Raw genomic sequence first — 20,241 nt, 5'->3', positions numbered from 1 at the left:
TCTCGATTCGATCTGACCTACACCATCGCCGATGCCGCGGGCGCCGGGTGGGATCTGCACGTCGAATACGCCACCGATCTGTTCGATCGGACCACGGTCGAGACAATCGCGGACCGGTTGGTGCGGACACTGCGCGCGGCGGTGTCGGCCCCGAATGCCCCGGTGGGGTCGATCGATGTGCTCGAGGCCGAGGAACGCGACGTGGTGCTGCGTCGATGGAACGACACTCGAGTCGAAGTCCAGGACGCTACCGTCGTGCAGCTCTTCAGCGCGCAGGCCGCTCGCACACCGGACGCTGTCGCGGTGGTCTGTGGCGATACCCAGATCTCCTATCGAGACCTCGGGACTCGCGCCGATCAGCTTGCGGCCGTATTGCTTTCGCACGGCGTGGACCCGGACAGCATTGTCGCAGTGGCATTGCCGCGATCAGCTGAGCTGATAGTGGCGTTGCTGGCAGTCCTGAAGGCGGGCGGTGGGTATCTGCCGATCGATCCGGGATACCCCTCGGATCGGCTGGGGTTCGTCCTTGCCGACGCGTCTCCGGTTGTCGTGGTAACCGATTCGGTGACAGTAAACCTGTTGCCGCACACGGCCGTACCGTGCGTGCTTGTCGATACAGAAGACCTCACGGAGATCTCCGTCGCCTCGCCTGCACGGCTCCGTCCGGAGAACTTGGCGTACGTGATCTACACGTCCGGCTCGACCGGAGTGCCGAAAGGCGTTGGTATCACGCACCGCAACATCGTCAGCCTGGTTGCGCAGGCTTGGTCTGTCGACCCCGGTGATCGGGTGCTCGCGCATTCTTCCATCGCGTTCGACGCCTCGACCTACGAGATCTGGCCCGCGCTGTGCGGTGGCGCCGCGGTGGTGGTCGCCACCGAGCCACGCTCTGATCTGGCGGAGATCACGAGGTTGGTGGCGAGCCGGTCGGTGACGAAGATGTTCGCGACGCCGGTGTTGTTGTCGGCGTTGGCCGAGTATGTCGAGCCGTTGCCCGGCACGCCGTTGGCGAGCCTTGTTCAGGTGAATACCGGGGCGGACGTGGTCCCCTCGGGACTGGTTGCGGCGCTGCGCAGCCGCTGCGAGGGAGTTCGAGTCGACAACCTCTACGGTCCGACCGAGGCGACCGTCGACGTGACGTCCTATCGCGTGCCGGACGGTGCGGTGGACGCGGTGGTGCCGATCGGTAAGCCGGTGGCCAATGCCCTGGTATACGTGCTGGATTCGTGGTTGATGCCGGTGCCGGTCGGTGTCGCCGGTGAGTTGTATGTGGCCAGTCCACAGTTGGCGCGCGGCTATCACGGTCGGCCCGGATCGACGGCGGCGCGGTTCGTGGCCGATCCGATCGATGCGGCGGGCGGCCGGTTGTATCGCACCGGTGATGTGGTGCGCTGGAACGGCTCCGGGCAGCTGGAATTCGTCGGCCGTGCCGATGACCAGGTCAAGATCCGTGGGTTCCGTGTCGAACCGGGTGAGGTCGAAAGGGCGCTGGCGCAACATCCTTCGGTGTCGCAAGCGGCGGTGGTCGCGTTCGACACCGACACCGGTGGCAAGCAACTGGTCGGGTATGTGGTGGCCGACCGAACCCGTGCTGTCGGCGGCAACGGGGTTGCTGCCGATCTCGACGGTGCGGCGGTGCGCCGATTCGTCAGCGAACGGTTGCCGGACTTCCTGGTGCCGACCGCCGTGATGGTGATCGACGCGGTGCCACTGACCGCGAACGGGAAGCTGAATCGCCGGGCGTTGCCGGTCCCCGAGCTGAGGTCCGCGGTGCGGTACCGCGCACCGGGCACCGAGCGGGAACAGCGGCTGGCCGAGTTGTTCGCCGAGATCCTCGGACGTGACCGAGTAGGCATCGACGACAGCTTCTTCGAGCTCGGCGGCCACTCGCTGCTTGCCACCCGACTGGCCAGCCGGATCAGGGCAGTGCTGGGGATCGAGGTCGCGATCCGGGTGATCTTCGAGGCACAGACCGTGGCGCAGTTGGTGACTCGGCTCGATGAGGGGGCGCGCCTGCGTCCGGCGTTGCTGGTGCGGGAGCGCCCCGAGCTGGTTCCGCTGTCGTTCGCGCAGCGGCGGTTGTGGTTCGTCCACCGCCTGGAGGGACCGTCGGCCACCTTCAACATCCCGTTGGCGGTGCGGCTGCACGGGGTGGATGTCGCCGTATTGACTGCTGCGATCGGTGACGTGGTCGCCCGGCACGAGAGCCTGCGCACGGTGTTCGTCGAAGCCGACGGCGTGCCTGCCCAGCGTGTGATCGATGCGGACAGCGTCGAGGTGCCGGTAGTGGTCTCCGACGTGGATCCCGCCGCGTTGGATGCGGCGGTGACCGACGCGGTGCGGTACGGGTTTGATCTGTTGTCGGAAATACCGCTCCGCGCCACCGTTTTCCGGTGCGGCGCCGACGACTGTGTTGTGGTGTTGCTGCTGCATCACATCGCCGGTGACGGCTGGTCGATGACGCCGTTGCTGCGGGATCTGTCGACCGCGTATGCGGCCAGGGTGGAACATCGTGCGCCGGAATGGGAACCGCTGCCGGTGCAGTACGTGGACTACACGCTGTGGCAGCGGGAACTGCTGGGTTCGGCGACCGAGCCCGACAGTGTGCTTTCCCGGCAGCACGACTACTGGCGCCGTGAGCTCGAGGGACTTCCGGAACAGGTGCCGCTGCCGACGGATCGGCCGCGGCCGCGGGCCGCGAGCTACCGGGGTGATGTGGTGACGTTCGGCATCGATCCCGAGATCCGCACGGCGGTCGAACGATTGGCTGCCCGCGAAGGCGCAACGGTGTCGATGGTGTTGCAGTCGGCGCTGGCGGTGCTGCTTGGCAAACTCGGTGCGGGCGAAGACATTCCGATCGGGTCACCGATCGCGGGGCGTACCGATGACGCGCTGACCGATCTGGTCGGGTTCTTCGTCAACACCTGGGTGCTGCGCACCCGTATCTCGCAGGCGGCATCGTTCGCTGAGCTCTTGGGACAGGTCAGGGCGAAAGCCTTGGCCGCGTATGAGAATCAGGACGTTCCGTTCGAGCTGCTCGTCGAGTTGCTGAATCCGGTTCGCTCGGCCGCCCATCATCCGTTGTTCCAGGTGTCGATGGCCTTCCAGAACAACACCATGCCAACCTTGGCGCTGCCTGGCGCACGGTTCGAGCCGTACCCGGTGTCGCTTGCGGCCGCACGGTTCGACTTGTTCTTCACCATCGCCGACGCTCCGGCCGGTCAGGAGTGGCGTGGGCTGGTGGAGTACGCGACCGAGCTGTTCGACCGGTCGACGGTCGAGACGATGGTGGCGCGGCTGGTGCGGTTGCTGCGGCAGGTGGCGGCGCGACCGGAACTGCCGGTGGGCTCGATCGATGTCCTCGACTCCGGCGAACGCGACATGGTGGTGCATCGATGGAACGAAACGACCGCGGTGGAATCCGACTGCACGCTGGTCGGGTTGTTCGAGGCGCAGGTCGCTCGGACGCCGCACGCGGTCGCCGTCGTGTGCGCTGACGTGGCGCTGACTTACCGAGAGCTCGATGCCCGGGCGGACCGGCTCGCACAGATCCTGGTGGCGCGCGGGGTCGGCCCGGATGGTGTGGTGGCAGTGGCATTGCCGAGGTCAGCAGATCTGATCGTGGCCCTGCTCGGTGTGCTGAAGGCGGGCGGGGCGTACCTGCCGATCGATCCGGCGTACCCCTCGGATCGGCTGGCGTTCGTGCTCACCGACGCTGCTCCGGTGGTCGTTGTGACCGACTCTGAGACGGCGCCGTTGCTGCCGCGCCCGGCGGCGCCGCGCCTCTGCCTCGACGCACACGACACGGCAGAGGCCACCGGTGTGGGAGCCCACGATCTGCCACGTTCGCAGAATTTGGCGTATGTGATTTACACGTCTGGGTCTACAGGCGTGCCGAAAGGTGTTGGTATCACGCACCGTAACGTCGTCAACCTGGTTGCTCAGGCCTGGTCGGTGAGTGCTGAGGATCGGGTGTTGGTGCATTCCTCGATCGCTTTTGATGCCTCTACCTATGAGATTTGGCCTGCGTTGTGTGGTGGTGCGGCGTTGGTGGTCGCGGGGGAGCAGCGTTCGGATCTGGTGGAGATCACACAGCTGATAGAGCGCAGGTCGGTGACGAAGATGTTCGCCACACCACCGTTGTTGTCAGCGTTGGTCGATCATGTGGAGTCCTTGCCCGGCAGCCCTTTGCGGTCTCTCCGTCGCGTCATTGTCGGCGGGGCCGAGCTGACCGCGGGCGTTGTCCGCAAGTTGAATACGAGCTACGCCGCTGCTCAGGTGATGAACGGGTATGGGCCGACCGAGACGACGGCCTGTGTGACCGACTACGACGCCGAGGCCGGTATCGAGGGTGCGGTGCCGATCGGACGTCCGGTGACCAATACCCGGGTGTTCGTACTGGATTCATGGCTTCGCCCGGTCCCGATCGGCGTCCCCGGCGAGTTGTATGTGGCCGGAACGCAGTTGGCGCGCGGATATCAGGGGCGGGCGGGATTGACGGCGGCGCGGTTCGTCGCCGATCCGTTCGATCCGGTCGGTGGGCGGCTGTATCGCACCGGTGACGTGGTGCGCTGGACGTCGGCAGGCGTGCTGGAGTTCGCGGGCCGGGTCGACGACCAGGTCAAGATCCGCGGCTTCCGGATCGAACCCGGCGAGGTCGAAACCGCACTGGCACAGCATCCTTCGGTATCGCAGGCGGCTGTCGTGGCACGGGACACCGATGCGGGCAAACAGCTCGTCGCGTATGTCGTCGCCAATGGCTCGGACGTCGACGGCGGGGAAGTGCGCGGTTTCGTCGCCGAGCGGCTCCCGGAGTACATGGTGCCCGCGGTGGTTACGGTGCTCGAGTCGCTTCCGTTGACGACAAACGGAAAGCTCGATCGTGCTGCCCTGCCGGATCCCGAGTTCACCTCATCGGCACGATATCGGGCACCGCAGACCGTCGAGGAATGTGCCTTGACCACGGTGTTCGCTGAGGTGCTCGGGTTGGAGCGTGTAGGGGTCGATGACAGTTTCTTCGAGTTGGGTGGCGACAGTATCCGTTCGATTCAAGTCGTCTCTCGGGCGCGGGAATTGGGTGTGGAGATCAGTCCTAGGGAGGTTTTCGAGCATCGGACGGCGGCTGCGTTGGCGGCGGTGGCGCTGACTCGTGAGGTGGCCGATCCGGTGTTGGCGGAGTTGGCCGGTGGCGGTGTTGGTTGGCTGCCGTTGTTGCCGGTGGCGCGGTTCGTACGTGACCTTGGCGCGGGTTTCGATAGTTTCACGCAGTCGTTGCTGTTGGATCTGCCGGTGGGTATTGATCGGGCCGGGTTGGTGGCCACGTTGACTGCGGTGGTTGATCGGCATGATGTGTTGCGGTCGTGGCTGGTCGATGACGAGCGCGGGGCGGGCCTTCTGGTGGCACCGGTCGGTGCCGTGGATGCCGATGACCTGCTGCATCGCGTGAATGTGGCCGCGTACCAGCAACATTCCGCAGACACCAACGGCGCGCAGTCCGGCGCGCGGGCCGCGATGATCGCTGCCGAGGTCCGTGCTGCGGTCGCCCGGTTGGCGCCTGCGGACGGTGTGATGGTGCAGTTCGTGTGGTTCGATGCGGGTCCCGGGCGGCCTGGTTGGTTGTCGTTCGTGGCGCATCACCTGGTGGTCGACGGTGTGTCGTGGCGAATACTGTTGCCCGACTTGGCCTCGGCCTGGCAGGCGGTGTCGGCCGGGGTCACGCCGGCACTGGCGGAGACCGGCACCTCGATGCGGCGCTGGGCGCACGGATTGGCCGAGCAGTCCACTGCCGCGCGCCTGGTGGACCAGCTGCCTTGGTGGCGTTCGGTTCTCGAAGGCGAAGACCCGACACTGGGCACCCGGCCGCTGGATCCTGCCGTCGACGTCATGGCGACGGTGGATCGTGTGCACGTCGAGATTCCGGCAGCGCTCACCGAGACGCTGTTGACCACCCTGCCCGCGGCGTTCCATGGGAGCGTCGAGGACGGATTGCTGGCGGCATTGACGGTCGCGGTGCACCGTTGGCGTCACACCCGAGGGCGGTGCGCGGGCCACGCCGACGACTCGTGCCAGGATGACGTGCTGATCCGGTTGGAAGGCCATGGCCGCGAAGAGGACGCTGTTGCCGGTGCCGAGTTGTCGCGCACCGTCGGTTGGTTCACGAGCATGTTCCCGGTGCGGTTGTGCGCGAACGGCGTTGAGTGGGATCAGTTGTGTGCGGGTGGTCCGGCCGCTGGTGAGTTGTTCAAGTCGGTGAAGGAGCAGTTGCGCGCGGTGCCGGACAAGGGCATCGGCTACGGGATGCTTCGGTACCTCAATCCCGACACTGCCGCTGTGCTGCACCAGCATTCGACCGGCCAGATCGGCTTCAACTACCTGGGCCGCCTCACCTCGACGGACCTGCTGCCTCAGCGTCTGCGGGGGACCGGCTGGGCCCCAACCGAAGACGGTGCAGGCGCTATCGCGGCCCCGGATCCGGCGATGCCTGCGCTGTCGGTGCTCGATGTGACCACGATGGTCGTCGACACGCACGAAGGTCCGGTCGTGCAAGCCGTCTTCGCGGCACCCTCCGGCGTACTGGGGCACGCCGAGACGGCCGAGCTGGCCGACCTCTGGCGCAGCGCCGCTCTCGGCCTGGCTGCGCATGCCGAGGCAGTAGGCGTCGGCGGTTTGACACCGTCGGACTTGCCGTTGGTCGAGGTGAACCAGTCCGAGATCGAGGTGTTGGAGGCCGAGTATCCGGGGCTCGTCGACGTGTGGCCGCTGACGTCGATGCAGTCCGGGTTGTTGTTTCACCAGGTGATGGCCGGGTCCGGTTTCGACGCCTATCACATGCAGGTGGTGTTCGGGTTGGCCGGGCGCGTGGATCCGGCGCGGATGCGGGCGGCCGGTCAAGGCCTGCTGGACAGATATCCGAATCTGCGAGTGGGGTTCGCGACGGGCTCCCGCGGCGACTCGGTGCAGGTCGTCGTCGACGACGTCGAGTTGCCTTGGCGGATAGTGGATCTCCGTGAACTGAAGGAGAGTGTCCGGACCGCGACCTTGGCGCGGTTGCTCATCGAGGATCGCAACGCCCACTTCGATCTGGCCGTACCGCCTTTGCTGCGCCTGACGCTGGTGTTGATGACCGACGAACGCTCGGAGCTCCTGTTCACCACCCACCATGTGCTGATGGACGGTTGGTCGCTGCCGCTCCTGATCCGGGATCTGTTGCGGCTCTACGGTTCCGGCGACGCGGGTGCGGCATTGCCGCAGGCGCCTGCCTACCGGGATTTCTTGACGTGGCTGTCCCAGCAGGACTCCCAGCACGGCGTAAGGGCCTGGGTCGACGAATTGCACGGCCTGCGGGAACCCACGTTGCTCGCAGGACAGACCGGCGGTAACGGTGCTGTTGGAGTGGAACGGGTCGACGTCGCACTGGCCGCTGCGACGGCTTCGGCACTCAACCGGCGCGCAGGCGAGCTCGCGATCACGGTGAACACCGTCGTGCAGGCCGCGTGGGGGATTCTGCTGGCCAAAGCGACCGGGCGCGACGATGTGGTCGCGGGCGCGACCGTATCGGGTCGCCCACCGGCGATCGCCGAAGTCGATGCGATGGTCGGCCTGTTCATCAACACCGTCCCGGTGCGGGTGCGGTTCGGTCCCGGCGACACGCTCGCGGAGGTGCTGCGCAGCGTGCAGGCGCATCAAATCGCGCTGCTCGACCATCATCACGTCGGATTGATCGACATCCATCAGGCGATCGGCCTGAATGTCTTGTTCGACACGCTGATCGGCTTCGAGTCCTATCCCGTCGACTACACCGGCATCGGCGCGGCGGCCACCGCCAGCGGCATCACCATCGCCGATCTGCGCCCCGACGCGCCATCGCATTATCCGTTGACCCTGGTCGCGGGTGCGGCCCCGGCTCTGCAGCTCCGACTGGAGTATCGGACCGATGCGTTCGATCGATCCGCGGTCGAGGCGATGGCGGCGCGACTGGTGCGGATTCTGGAGCAGGTGGTGTCGGACGCGGACATTCCGGTGCGGTCGATGGATCTGCTCGGCGCCGAGGAACGCGAGGCGGTGCTGCATCGCTGGAACGAGACCGCCGTAGCGGTGCCGGACGGCACCATGGTCGAGCTGTTCGAGGCCCAAGTGGCGCGGACACCGGATGCGGTCGCCGTCATTTGCGGTGACCTCGAGGTGTCCTATCGGATGCTCGATGCGCGAGCCGAGCGGCTCGCCCGGGTCTTGATCTCGCGTGGCGTAGGCCCGGATGGTGTTGTCGCGGTGGCATTGCCGAGGTCGGCGGAGCTGGTCGTTGCGCTGCTCGGTGTGTGGAAGGCGGGCGGCGGGTATCTGCCGATCGATCCGGCGTACTCCTCGGACCGAGTGGAGTTCGTCCTTGCCGACGCCGCTCCGGTCGTTGTCGTGACGGATTCGGCGACTGCGCGCCTGCTGCCCAATGTCTCGACGTCGTCGCTGTATCTGGACTCACCCGACGTGATCGAGGCGCTCGGCAGCGCTGGCGGGCAGGACGATATCGGCCGGAAACGACTTGTCGCGCCGCAGCAGGTGGCCTACGTGATCTACACCTCCGGTTCGACCGGCGTGCCCAAAGGCGTTGCCATCACCCACCGCAACGTGGCGAACCTGGTCGCGCAGGCCTGGGTGGCCAGTCCCGAGGACCGGGTGCTCGTCCATTCCTCGATCGCCTTCGACGCCTCCACCTACGAGATCTGGCCCGCGTTGTGCGGCGGCGCGACCTTGGTGCTTGCGCGCGAACCACGGTCGGATCTGGCCGAGATCGCCGAGCTGGTGGAGAGCTGCTCGGTGACGAAGATGTTCGCCACCCCACCGTTGCTGTCGGCGCTGGTGGCGTACGTCGAGTCGTTGCCGGGGAAGCCTTTCCGGAGCCTGACGCAGGTGAACACCGGGGCGGACAGTCTCACCGCAGGGTTGGTACGCGCCTTGCAAGACAGCTGCGGCGGTGTCCGGGTCGATAACCTCTACGGGCCGACCGAAGCGACGGTCGATGTGACGTCCTTCGCGGTGCCGGGTGGGGCGACCGGCCCGGTGGTGCCGATCGGTGCACCGGTCGCCAATACTCGTGCCTACGTGTTGGATCCGTGGCTGACACCGGTGCCGGTGGGGCTGGCCGGCGAGTTGTATGTGGCCAGTAGGCAATTGGCGCGTGGCTATCGCGGAAGGCCTGGCTTGACCGCGGCCCGTTTCGTGGCCGATCCGTTCGACGCGGCCGGTGGCCGGTTGTATCGCACCGGTGACGTGGTGCGCTGGAACGGTTCTGGGCAGCTGGAATTCGTCGGACGCGTCGACGACCAGGTGAAGATCCGCGGCTTCCGGGTCGAGCCCGGTGAGGTCGAAACCGTCCTGGCACAGCATCCTTCGGTCGCACAGGCGGTCGTGGTGGCCCATGAGACCGGGAGTGCGGGCAAGCAGCTGGTCGGGTATGTGGTCATCGACGGCACTGACGTGCGGCAGGTCGACGGGGGAGACGTGCGCCGATTCGCGGCGGAGCGGTTGCCCGACTTCATGGTGCCCGCGGTGGTGATGGTGATCGACTCGGTGCCGCTGACCGCGAGCGGAAAGCTCGATCGTCGCGGGTTGCCGGAGCCGGAGTTGAGCTCGTCGATGGAATACCGGGCGCCGCGCACGGACCAAGAGCAGGTGTTGGCGGGGGTGTTCGCCGAGGTGCTTGGGTTGGACCGGGTAGGGGTCGACGACAGTTTCTTCGAGTTGGGTGGCGACAGTATCCGTTCGATTCAAGTCGTCTCGCGGGCACGGGAATTGGGTGTGGAGATCAGTCCTCGTGAGGTGTTCGAGTATCGGACGGCGGCTGCGTTGGCGGCGGTGGCGCTGACTCGTGAGGTAGCGGATCCGGTGTTGGCAGAGTTGCCCGGTGGCGGCGTCGGTTGGCTGCCGTTGCTGCCGGTGGCGCAGTTCGTACGTGACCTTGGCGCTGGTTTCGATAGTTTCACGCAGTCGTTGTTGTTGGATCTGCCGGTGGGTATCGATCGGGCCGGGTTGGTGGCCACGTTGACTGCGGTCGTTGATCGGCATGATGTGCTGCGATCGCGGCTCGTCGACGACGAGCGCGGGGCTGGGCTCGAGGTAGCGCCGCCGGGCGCGTTGGACGTGGACGCATTGCTGCACCGCGTCGACATCGCCGCCTTCGAGCCGCATCCAGCGGACCGTGCCGAGGTGATCGTTTCGCAGGTAGGTGCTGCGGTCGGCCGGATGGTCCCGGCCGCCGGCGTGATGGTGCAGTTCGTGTGGTTCGATGCCGGTCCCGGGCGGCCTGGTTGGTTGTCGTTCGTGGCGCATCATCTGGTGGTCGACGGTGTGTCGTGGCGAATCCTGTTGCCCGACTTGGCCTCCGCCTGGCAAGGCGTGGCTGCGGGTGTGTCACCGGTGTTCCCGGCGGCAGGCACCTCGATGCGGCGCTGGGCCCACGGATTGGTCGAACAAGCGGCGCGTCCGGAGCGGGCCGCGGAGTTGTCGTGGTGGCGATCGGTCCTCGACGGCCCCGATCCGATCCTCGGTGGCCGAGCGTTGGATCCGGCGGTCGACGTGATGGCCACCGTTGCCCATGTCCAAGTGCAGATTCCGGTGCAGCTCACCGAGGCGCTGCTGACCACGCTGCCCGCGGTGTTCCGCGGTGGTGTCGAAGACGGGTTGCTTGCCGCCTTGGCGGCCGCCGTGACCCGCCGTCGCCGCGACCATGGTCTGGCCGAGGACTCGGTGCTGATCCGGTTGGAAGGCCATGGCCGCGAGGAAGACACGGTGCCCGGTGCGGACTTGTCCAGTACGGTCGGCTGGTTCACGAGCATGTTCCCGGTGCGGTTGTGCGCGAACGGCGTTGAGTGGGACCAGTTGTGTGCGGGTGGTCCGGTCGCTGGTGTGCTGTTCAAGTCGGTGAAGGAGCAGTTGCGCGGGGTGCCGGACAAGGGCATCGGGTACGGGTTGCTCCGCTACCTCAATCCGGACACGTCCGCTGTGCTGGAACGGTTTTCGGCGGGGCAGATCGGCTTCAACTACCTCGGCAGGTTCACCTCGACCGACCTGCTGCCGCAACGGCTGCGTGGCGCAGGCTGGACGCCTGCGGTCGATGCCGAGCAGTTGATCACGCCGCTGGATCCGGCCATGGCGGAGCGGCCTGCGATCGCCGTGCTCGACGTGAACACGATGGTGATCGACACCGGCGCGGGTCCCGTGCTGCAGGCGGTGTTCGCCGCGCCTGCGGGAGTGTTGGCGGAGCACGAGATACAAGAGTTGGCCGACCTGTGGCGTGCCGCGGCGGTCGGCTTGGCCACGCATGCCGTGACAGCGGACGCCGGCGGTCTGACGCCGTCGGACTTGCCGTTGGTTGCGGTGGAACAGGCCGAGATCGAGGCGTTGGAGGCGAGATATCCGGGGCTGGCCGACGTGTGGCCGTTGACGTCGATGCAGTCCGGGTTGTTGTTCCATCAGGCGATGGCGGCCTCGGGTTTCGACGCCTATCACATGCAGGTCGTGTTCGGCTTGGCCGGAGACGTGGATCCGGTGCGCATGCGCGCGGCCGGTCAAGGCTTGCTCGATCGGTATGCGAATCTGCGGGCAGGCTTTGCGGTCAGCGCCCGAGGTGATTCCGTCCAGGTAGTTGTCGACAGCGTCGAATTGCCATGGCGGGTAGCGGATCTGCGTGGCTCGAGCGAGGTGGACCGTGACGTTGCCTTGGCGCGGTTGCTCGTCGAGGACAAGAGCACGCACTTCGACATGGCGGTTCCGCCATTGCTGCGGTTGACGCTGGTGCCGATGACCGAACACAGCGCCAAGTTGGTGCTGACCGCCCACCACATAGTGATGGACGGCTGGTCGCTGCCGTTGCTGATCCGGGACCTGTTCTCGCTCTACAGTTCTGGTGGTCGGCCTGCGGAGTTGCCGCAACCGCCTGCCTACCAGGATTTCCTGAAGTGGTGGTCCCGCCAGGATTCGCACGCCGCGATCCAGGCGTGGGCACGAGAGCTCGAAGGCATCGTCGAACCGACCCTGCTCGCCGGAAACACCGGCACTGCCGCCGCCGAGACGGCAGGGATCGAGCGCGTCACGGTGCCGCTGCCACCGGAAACCGCGTCGGCGCTGAGCGCACGAGCCGCGGCGCTCGGCATCACCACGAACACTGTGGTGCAAGGCAGTTGGGGAATCCTGCTCGCCGCATCGACCGGCCGTGGCGACGTGATCGCCGGCGCCACCGTGTCGGGGCGACCGCCTGGGATACCTGGCGTGGATGCGATGGTCGGCTTGTTCATCAACACCGTCCCGGTGCGGGTGCGGTTCGGGCCGAGCGACACCCTCGCCGATGTCTTGCGCGGCGTGCAAGCGCACCAGGTCGCGCTGCTGGACTACCACCACATCGGGTTGACCGATATCCATCAGGCGCTCGGCCTGAATGCGTTGTTCGACACCCTGATCGGGTTCGAGTCCTATCCCGTGGACCAGACGGGTATCGGCGCGGCCGCCACCACGAGCGGCCTCGCCATCACCGACCTGCATCCCGATACGCCCTCGCACTATCCCCTGACGGTGGTCGCCAATGCCACTCCCGCGTTGACGCTGCACCTCGAATACCGGACCGATGCCTTCGAACGGTCCGCGGTCGAGGCGATGGCGGCACGGCTGGTACGGATACTGCAGCAGGTGGTATCCGACGCGGATGTTCTGGTGCGGTCGTTCGATCTGCTCGGTGACGAACGCGAGACGGTGCTGCGCCGGTGGCAGGGCGCCACGGTGCAGGTGCCCGATGCCACCATCATTGAGCAGTTCCGAACCCGAGTCGTCGCGACTCCGGATGCGGTGGCGGTCGTCTGCGCGGACGCGGAGCTCACCTACCGGGATCTCGACGGGCGGGCCAATCATCTTGCGCACGTGCTGGTCTCGTATGGCGTCGGCCCGGACACGGTTGTCGCCGTTGCGTTGCCGAGGTCCGCCGAGCTCGTCACGGCTCTGCTTGCGGTGTTGCAGGCCGGTGGCGCGTATCTGCCGATCGATCCGACGTATCCCTCGGAGCGGTTGACGCTGATCCTGACCGATGCCGCGCCGGTCGTCATCGTGACCGAGCGGACCATCGTGGAGTCCTTGCCGCAGAACGCAATACGTCATCTCTACCTGGACGCGCTCGGCACCAGCGAAGGCCACGACGGGGTCGACGTCGATCGGCTCGCCACTGTGCGCCCGCAGAACTTGGCGTACGTGATCTACACGTCCGGCTCCACCGGCGTGCCCAAAGGTGTTGCGGTCAGCCATCGCAACGTGGTGGCGTTTGCCGCCCAGCCTGCGTGGCGCGATGGCGGGCACGGCGCGGTCTTGATGCATTCCTCGGTCGCCTTCGATGCCTCCACGTACGAGATCTGGGTTCCGCTGCTCGGCGGGGGGCGAGTAGTCGTTGCCCCGCAGGAGCGTGCCGACATCGCGGCGCTCGGCCGGTTGATGGCGCACGACGTCACCGCGGCATTCCTGACCACTCGGTTGTTCGAGCTGTTCATCGAGCAGTGCCCGGAAGCCATCGCCGGGCTTCGTCAGGTGTGGTTCGGCGGTGAGGAGTTGCCGCCGGAGGCACTCGATCGTGCCCGGCGCGCCTGCCCCGGCATCCGCATGGTGAACGTCTACGGGCCAACCGAGACAACAACGTTCGCGACCCGTCGCCCGTTCGAGGTGGGCGAAGCATTCGACGGCGACGTGGTGCCGATCGGGTCGGCGTTGGCGAATATGCGGGTGTTCGTGCTGGATGCATGGTTGCGTCCGGTGCCTGTCGGAGTGGCCGGTGAGCTGTATTTGGCAGGTCCGCAGTTGGCCCGCGGCTATCACGGTCGGGCCGGGTTGACCGCGGCGCGGTTCGTGGCCGATCCGTTCGATCCGGCCGGCGGTCGGCTGTATCGCACCGGTGATGTGGTGCGCTGGAACGGCTCCGGGGACGTGGAGTTCGTCGGCCGCGTCGATGATCAGGTGAAGATCCGTGGCTTCCGGATCGAGCTCGGTGAGGTGGAAGCGGTACTGGCCAAACATCCTTCGGTGACCCAGGCCGTCGTGGTGGCGCGGGCGACCGCGGTCGGCGGCAAGCAACTGATCGGGTATGTGGTCGCCGACCGCACCGGCGCTGCCGAGCTCGATGGCGCACAGGTCAGGGACTTCGCCGCTGAGCGCCTGCCCGAGTTCATGGTGCCGACGGTGGTGATGGTGATCCCAGGCGTGCCATTGACCACGAACGGCAAGCTCGACCGTGCCGCCCTTCCGGTACCGGAGCTGGTGTCGTCGGCGCGGTATCGGGCACCGGGCACGGCTCGGGAGCGGGTCATCGCCGAGCTGTTCGGGGAAGTCCTCGGCCACGAGCGGGTGGGTGTCGACGACAGCTTCTTCGAGTTGGGCGGCCATTCGTTGTTGGCGACGCGCCTGATCAGCCGGATCCGGGTCGAGCTCGGTGTCGAGGTGCCGATTCGCACGGTCTTCGACGCGCCGACGGTGGCGCAGTTGGTGACCCGCCTCGACGCCGACGTGCAGGTGCGGCCCGCGCTGCTGAATCGGCAACGGCCGGACGTGGTGCCGCTGTCGTACGCGCAGCGCCGGTTGTGGTTCATCCATCGCCTGGAAGGGCCTTCTGCCACCTACAACATCCCGTTGGCGGTGCGGCTGCACGGGGCCGACGTTGCGGCCTTGAGTGCGGCGATCGGCGATGTCGTTGCCAGGCACGAGAGTTTGCGCACCGTCTTCGTCGAAGTCGACGGCGTACCTGCACAGCAGGTCGTCGATGCCGCGAATGTCGAAGTGCCGGTGCATATCACCGACGTTGCGCCTGCGGCGGTGGACGCGGCGGTCACCGCGGCGGTGCGCTACAGCTTCGACCTGTCGACGCAGATCCCGATTCGGGTCACGATGGTGCGCAGCAGCGCGGACGACTGCGTGCTGGTCTTGCTGATGCACCACATTGCCGGGGACGGCTGGTCGATGACGCCGTTGCTGCGAGATCTGGCCATCGCCTACACAGCCCGCGTCGCACACCGCGAGCCTGCGTGGGCGCCGCTCCCGGTGCAGTACGTGGACTACACGCTGTGGCAGCAGGATCTGCTCGGCGCACAGAGCGACCCTGACAGCGCGTTGTCCCGCCAATTCGACTACTGGCGTGCCGAACTCGACGGCCTCCCCGAACAGCTGCGGCTGCCGACCGATCGGCAACGGCCGCGGGTGGCCAGCTATCGCGGGGACATGGTGCTGTTCGTCATCGATGCCGAGACCCGTGCTGCGGTGGAACAGCTGGCGGGCCGCGCGGGCGCGACGGTGTCGATGGTGCTGCAGTCGGCGCTGGCCGTGCTGCTCTGCAAACTCGGTGCGGGGGAGGATATTCCAATCGGAGCGCCGATCGCCGGCCGCACCGACGAGGCACTGACCGACCTGATCGGGTTCTTCGTCAACACCTGGGTGCTGCGCGCGGCGGTGTCGCCTGCGGCGTCGTTCGCGGACCTCGTCGGTCAGGTCAGGTCGAAAGCGTTGGCCGCGTACGAGAATCAGGACGCGCCGTTCGAGTTGCTGGTCGAGCTGCTCAACCCGGTCCGCTCGGCGGCACACCATCCGCTGTTCCAGGTGACGCTCGCCTTCCAGAACAATCCACTGCCGACGCTGGAGTTCTCGGGAGTCGGGTTCGAGCCGTACCACACGACGACCGCGACCGCGCGGTTCGACTTGTTCTTCAATGTCGCCGATACGCCCGTAGGTCATCCGTGGAGTGCGTTCATCGAATACGCGACCGATCTGTTCGATCGGTCCACCGTCGAGGCGATGGCCGACCGGTTGGTGCGCATACTGCGCCAGGTGGTGGCGCAGCCGGGTGCGCCGGTCGGATCGATCGATGTGCTCGGCAGCGACGAACGCGATGTGGTGTTGCAGCGGTGGAATGCGACCACGATCGCGGTCGAACCGGACGTCACGCTGGTCGGGCTGCTGAGCGACCGGGTCGACGCGACACCGGACGCGGTCGCCGTTGTCTGCGGTGATGCCGAGATGTCTTACGGGGAACTCGGCGCCCGCGCCGAACGGCTTGCGCGCGTACTGGTTTCGCGTGGGGTCGGCCCAGACAGCATAGTGGCGGTGGCGTTGCCGCGGTCGGCAGAGTTGATCGTGGCATTGCTGGCGGTTGTGCGGGCCGGTGGTGCGTATCTGCCGATCGATCCGAGCTATCCCTCGGATCGGTTGACCTTTGTCCTCAGCGATGCCGCTCCTGTGGTCCTCGTGACCGACTCCGCCACCGCGCACCTGCTGCCGGATTCGGCGACACCGCATCTCTACCTCGACGCGCTCGAGTCCGTAGACGTCGCCCGGACCGCAGGTCGCCTGCCACGGTCGGCGAATCTGGCGTACATGATCTACACGTCTGGTTCCACCGGTGTGCCCAAAGGTGTTGGTATCACGCATCGTAACGTGGTGAACCTGGTCGTGCAGGCATGGTCGACCAGTCCCGCGGATCGAGTGCTCGTGCATTCGTCGATCGCCTTCGATGCCTCCACCTACGAGGTCTGGCCCGCGCTGTGTGGCGGCGCCACCTTGGTCATGGCAGGGGAGCAGCGGTCGGATCCGGCCGAGATCACCCGGCTGGTCGAGAGTCGACAGGTCACAAAGATGTTCGCGACACCACCCTTGCTTGCGGCGTTGGTCGAGTACCTGGAGCCGTTGCCCGGCACTCCGTTCCAGAGTCTGACGCAGGTGAATACCGGCGCGGACTCGCTCTCCGCGGGACTGGCCGAGGCGGTGCGCGCCAGCTGTCGCGGCGTGCGGATCGACAACCTCTACGGGCCGACCGAGGCGACGGTCGATGTCACGGCGTTCGTCGTGCCCGACGAGATCGCGGGAACCGTGGTGCCGATCGGTGCGCCGGTCGCCAATACCCGTGCCTACGTGTTGGATTCGTGGCTGAAGCCGGTTCCGGTAGGGGCCGCCGGTGAGTTGTACGTGGCCGGTGCGCAGTTGGCCCGCGGTTATCACGGCCGGTCGGGTTTGACCGCGGCGCGGTTCGTCGCCGATCCGTTCGATCCCGCCTGCGGCAGGTTGTATCGCACGGGCGACGTGGTGCGCTGGACATCGGCAGGGGTACTGGAGTTCGCCGGTCGAGTCGATGATCAGGTGAAGATCCGCGGATTCCGGGTCGAGCCGGGTGAGGTCGAAACGGTTCTTGCACAGCATCCTTCGGTCGCGCAGGCGGTGGTGCTTGCCCGCGACACCGGCAGCGGTGGCAAGCAGCTCGTCGGATACGTCGTTGCCGACCGGTCCGGGCCTGCCGTCGGTGAGGACGAACTGGTCGGGCAGTGGCAGCGGATCTACGACGACTTGTATTCCGGGGCAGGGAAAGACGATAGCGGCGTGGACAGGGCGGCGGGCCCGGTCGAGCTGGTCAGTGATTTCGGTGGCTGGAACAGCAGCTACACCGGCGCGCCGATCCCGCTCGAGCAGATGCGCGAGTGGCGCTCGGCCACTGTCGATCGGATCCGCGGGTTGCGCCCGCAGCGGGTGCTCGAGATCGGCGTCGGGTCGGGCTTGCTGATGTCGCAGTTGGTCTCCGACTGCGCCGAGTACTGGGCGACGGACCTCTCGCCGGAGACCATAGCCAAACTCAGGCGGCAGGTCGCGGACCTCGATGCAAGCTGGGCCGACCGCGTGTTCTTGCGTGCCCAGTCGGCCGACGACGCTGACGGATTGCCCGAATGTCATTTCGACACAGTGGTGTTGAACTCGGTGATCCAGTACTTCCCCAGCCAGACCTATCTGCGCAAGGTCCTCGACAAGGTCCTGCGGGTGCTGGCCCCCGGCGGTGCGGTGTTCCTCGGCGATGTGCGCAATCTTGCTCTGCTGGAAGAGTTCACGACCGCAGTGCAAGTCACCCGCAACGGTGGCGACGATCCCGCGGCGGTGCGGGAGCGCGTGCGGCGCGACATGTCGGCGGAGCAGGAGCTGCTGCTTGCGCCGGAATACTTCGTCGCGGTGGCCGGGGAGTGTGGGTTCGATGCGGTGGACATCGAGCTCAAACGCGGGCGCTCGGTCGACGAGTTGACCCGGTACCGATACGACGTGGTCCTGTACAAGGCTCCGACGACGCCGCTGTCGGTCGCCGATACGCCGAAAGTCGACTTCCACAGCCGTGATTGGTTGCGCTTGCTCTTGCGGGACCGTCATCCCGACGGGGTGCGGGTCGCTGGCATCCCGCACGCCGGATTGACCGGCGAGATCGCTGCGGCACAGCGGATCAGCAGCGGTCAGCCTGCCGGGCTCGAAGGCGGCTTGCTGGCAGCGGGTTTCGAGGGAGTGCTCGACGCGGAGACCCCTGCGGGTATCGGTCTACTGCCGGAGGATCTGCACATGCTCGGCGCGGGACTGGGATACCGGACTGCGGTCACTTGGTCGTCGCAACCCGGACATATGGAGGCGGTCTTCCTCGATGCCGCAGCCAGCGACGGACGGCCACTGACCGACGTGTACGCCACCACCGCGGCCGACGAACCCGCGGCCTACGCCAACAACCCGCAAGCCGGCGTGCTGGCCGCCGAGGTGCGCCGGTGGGCGGCCGACCGGCTGCCCGAATTCATGGTGCCCGCGACGGTGCTCGTGATCGATGCGGTGCCGCTGACCGCGAACGGGAAACTCGATCGTGCCGCATTGCCGGATCCAGAGCTGGTGTCCACCAAGGAATACCGGGCCCCGCGGACGGACCGGGAAAAGGCCATGGCTGATCTGTTCGCCGAAATACTCGGGGTCGGCCGCGTCGGTATCGATGACGACTTCTTCGCCCTCGGCGGCCACTCTTTGCTGGCCACCCGCCTCACCAGCAGGATCCGGGCGACCCTCGGGGTCGAGGTCCCGGTCCGGCTGGTGTTCGACGCGCCGACAGTCGCCCAGTTGGTGCCGCGCCTCGACGAAGGCGCCACTGCCGGTACGGATTTCGACCCGGTGCTGGCACTGAAGAGTTCCGGCTCGAAGCAGCCACTGTGGTGCCTGCACCCCGGCGGCGGTCTCGGCTGGTTCTATCAGCAGCTCGGCCCGCACCTGCCCGACCGCCCGGTCTTCGCCATCCAGTCCCGCGGATTGGACGGCGGCCCGGTGGCCGAATCCTTCGACGAGATGGTGACGGACTACCTCGACCGCATCCGCACCGTCCAGGGCGATGGCCCGTACTTCCTGCTCGGCTGGTCCTACGGTGGCATTGTCGCGCACGCGATGGCCTGCGAACTCGCCAGGCAGGGAGAGGAAGTCGCCTTCCTCGGCATCATGGACAGCAAGCCACCGGTGGCGGCGGCCGACGAACCCGACATCTCCGAAGAGCAGGCGATGGCAGGCATCCGGGACTGGGCCGCAAGCAGATTCGGCGAGCAACTCGAGTCACCGGTCATCCAGAACCTGGTGCAGCAGGCGACGAAGGTGCTCATCAACAACAGCACGCTCCTCGACGGCTATACCTCCCCGTTTTACGACGGCGACGCGACCCTCTTCGCCGCCGCCGTGGACGAGGACGGCAACCGAACGCCCGACGCCAAGGACGATCTGGTGCAGGCCTGGCGCCCGCACATCACCGGACGCATCGACGTGCTCGAGGTCGACTGCTCCCACGGCGATTTCGACCGGCCGGAAATGATGCACCGGATAGGGCGGTTCCTGAGCAGTCTCCTGTGATCAGTTCGCTCGACCGAGATAGGCCAGCATCCTGGTCTGCTCGTCGGCGCCCTCCGGTGCGTCGAGTTCCGGCCCGCAGACGCCGGGCATGCGGAGCGAGTCGCCCAGCGAATGAGCGACTTGCACCGCCCACGTGAGCTCGTCCGCCGGAATATGGGTGTCGGTTCCCGTCGCGGCGGCCAGATCCCAGCCGTGCACGACGAGATCGAAGCAGTAGAAGCGGTCGATAGTCGCGGCCAGCGTCGTGCGACCGAAATGTCCGTCGTACTCGCGAGTGGCCAGGGCGTGGTCGTCCAGAATGCGCTGCATGGAGCTGCGGACTGCCGCCCATGCCGCGGCCGGATCGTCGTCGACCGACGGCCCCGGATCCAATTCGAGCCCGACCACCTCGACCATCTTGCGTTCGGTGTCGATGACATGGCGCACCACATCGCGCGCGGTCCACCCGGCACAGGGCGAGTCGGCGTCCCAGCGGCCCGCGGGCACCGCGCTGACCTTGCCGGTGAAGGTCGCCGACAGCGCACGGTAGCGGTCGGCGGGAGAGATAGTCGTTTCAGCCAT

General features: G+C 66.8%; 2 protein-coding genes (1 of these 2 running past the window's edge). One reads left to right on the top strand and one right to left on the bottom strand.

The features are described from left to right. Positions 1-19,680, top strand: the 3' portion of a protein-coding gene (locus tag NA11_RS16195) for a non-ribosomal peptide synthetase (RefSeq protein ID WP_069162716.1). Its footprint begins 1,131 nt before the window's first position; 19,680 of the gene's 20,811 nt are visible here — the last part of the coding sequence; the start codon falls outside the window, past its left edge; it ends in the stop codon at positions 19,678-19,680. Here the strand turns inward: NA11_RS16195 and NA11_RS16190 are convergent, their stop codons facing one another. Further along, complete coding sequence (locus NA11_RS16190) at positions 19,681-20,241, bottom strand: TIGR03086 family metal-binding protein (RefSeq protein ID WP_069162715.1); 561 nt, start codon at positions 20,239-20,241, stop codon at positions 19,681-19,683.

The organism is Nocardia altamirensis NBRC 108246 (assembly GCF_001612685.1).
GTDB lineage: Bacteria > Actinomycetota > Actinomycetes > Mycobacteriales > Mycobacteriaceae > Nocardia > Nocardia altamirensis.
Note: the sequence above shows the minus strand (reverse complement) of the source record. Positions and strands in the feature narration are given on the sequence as shown.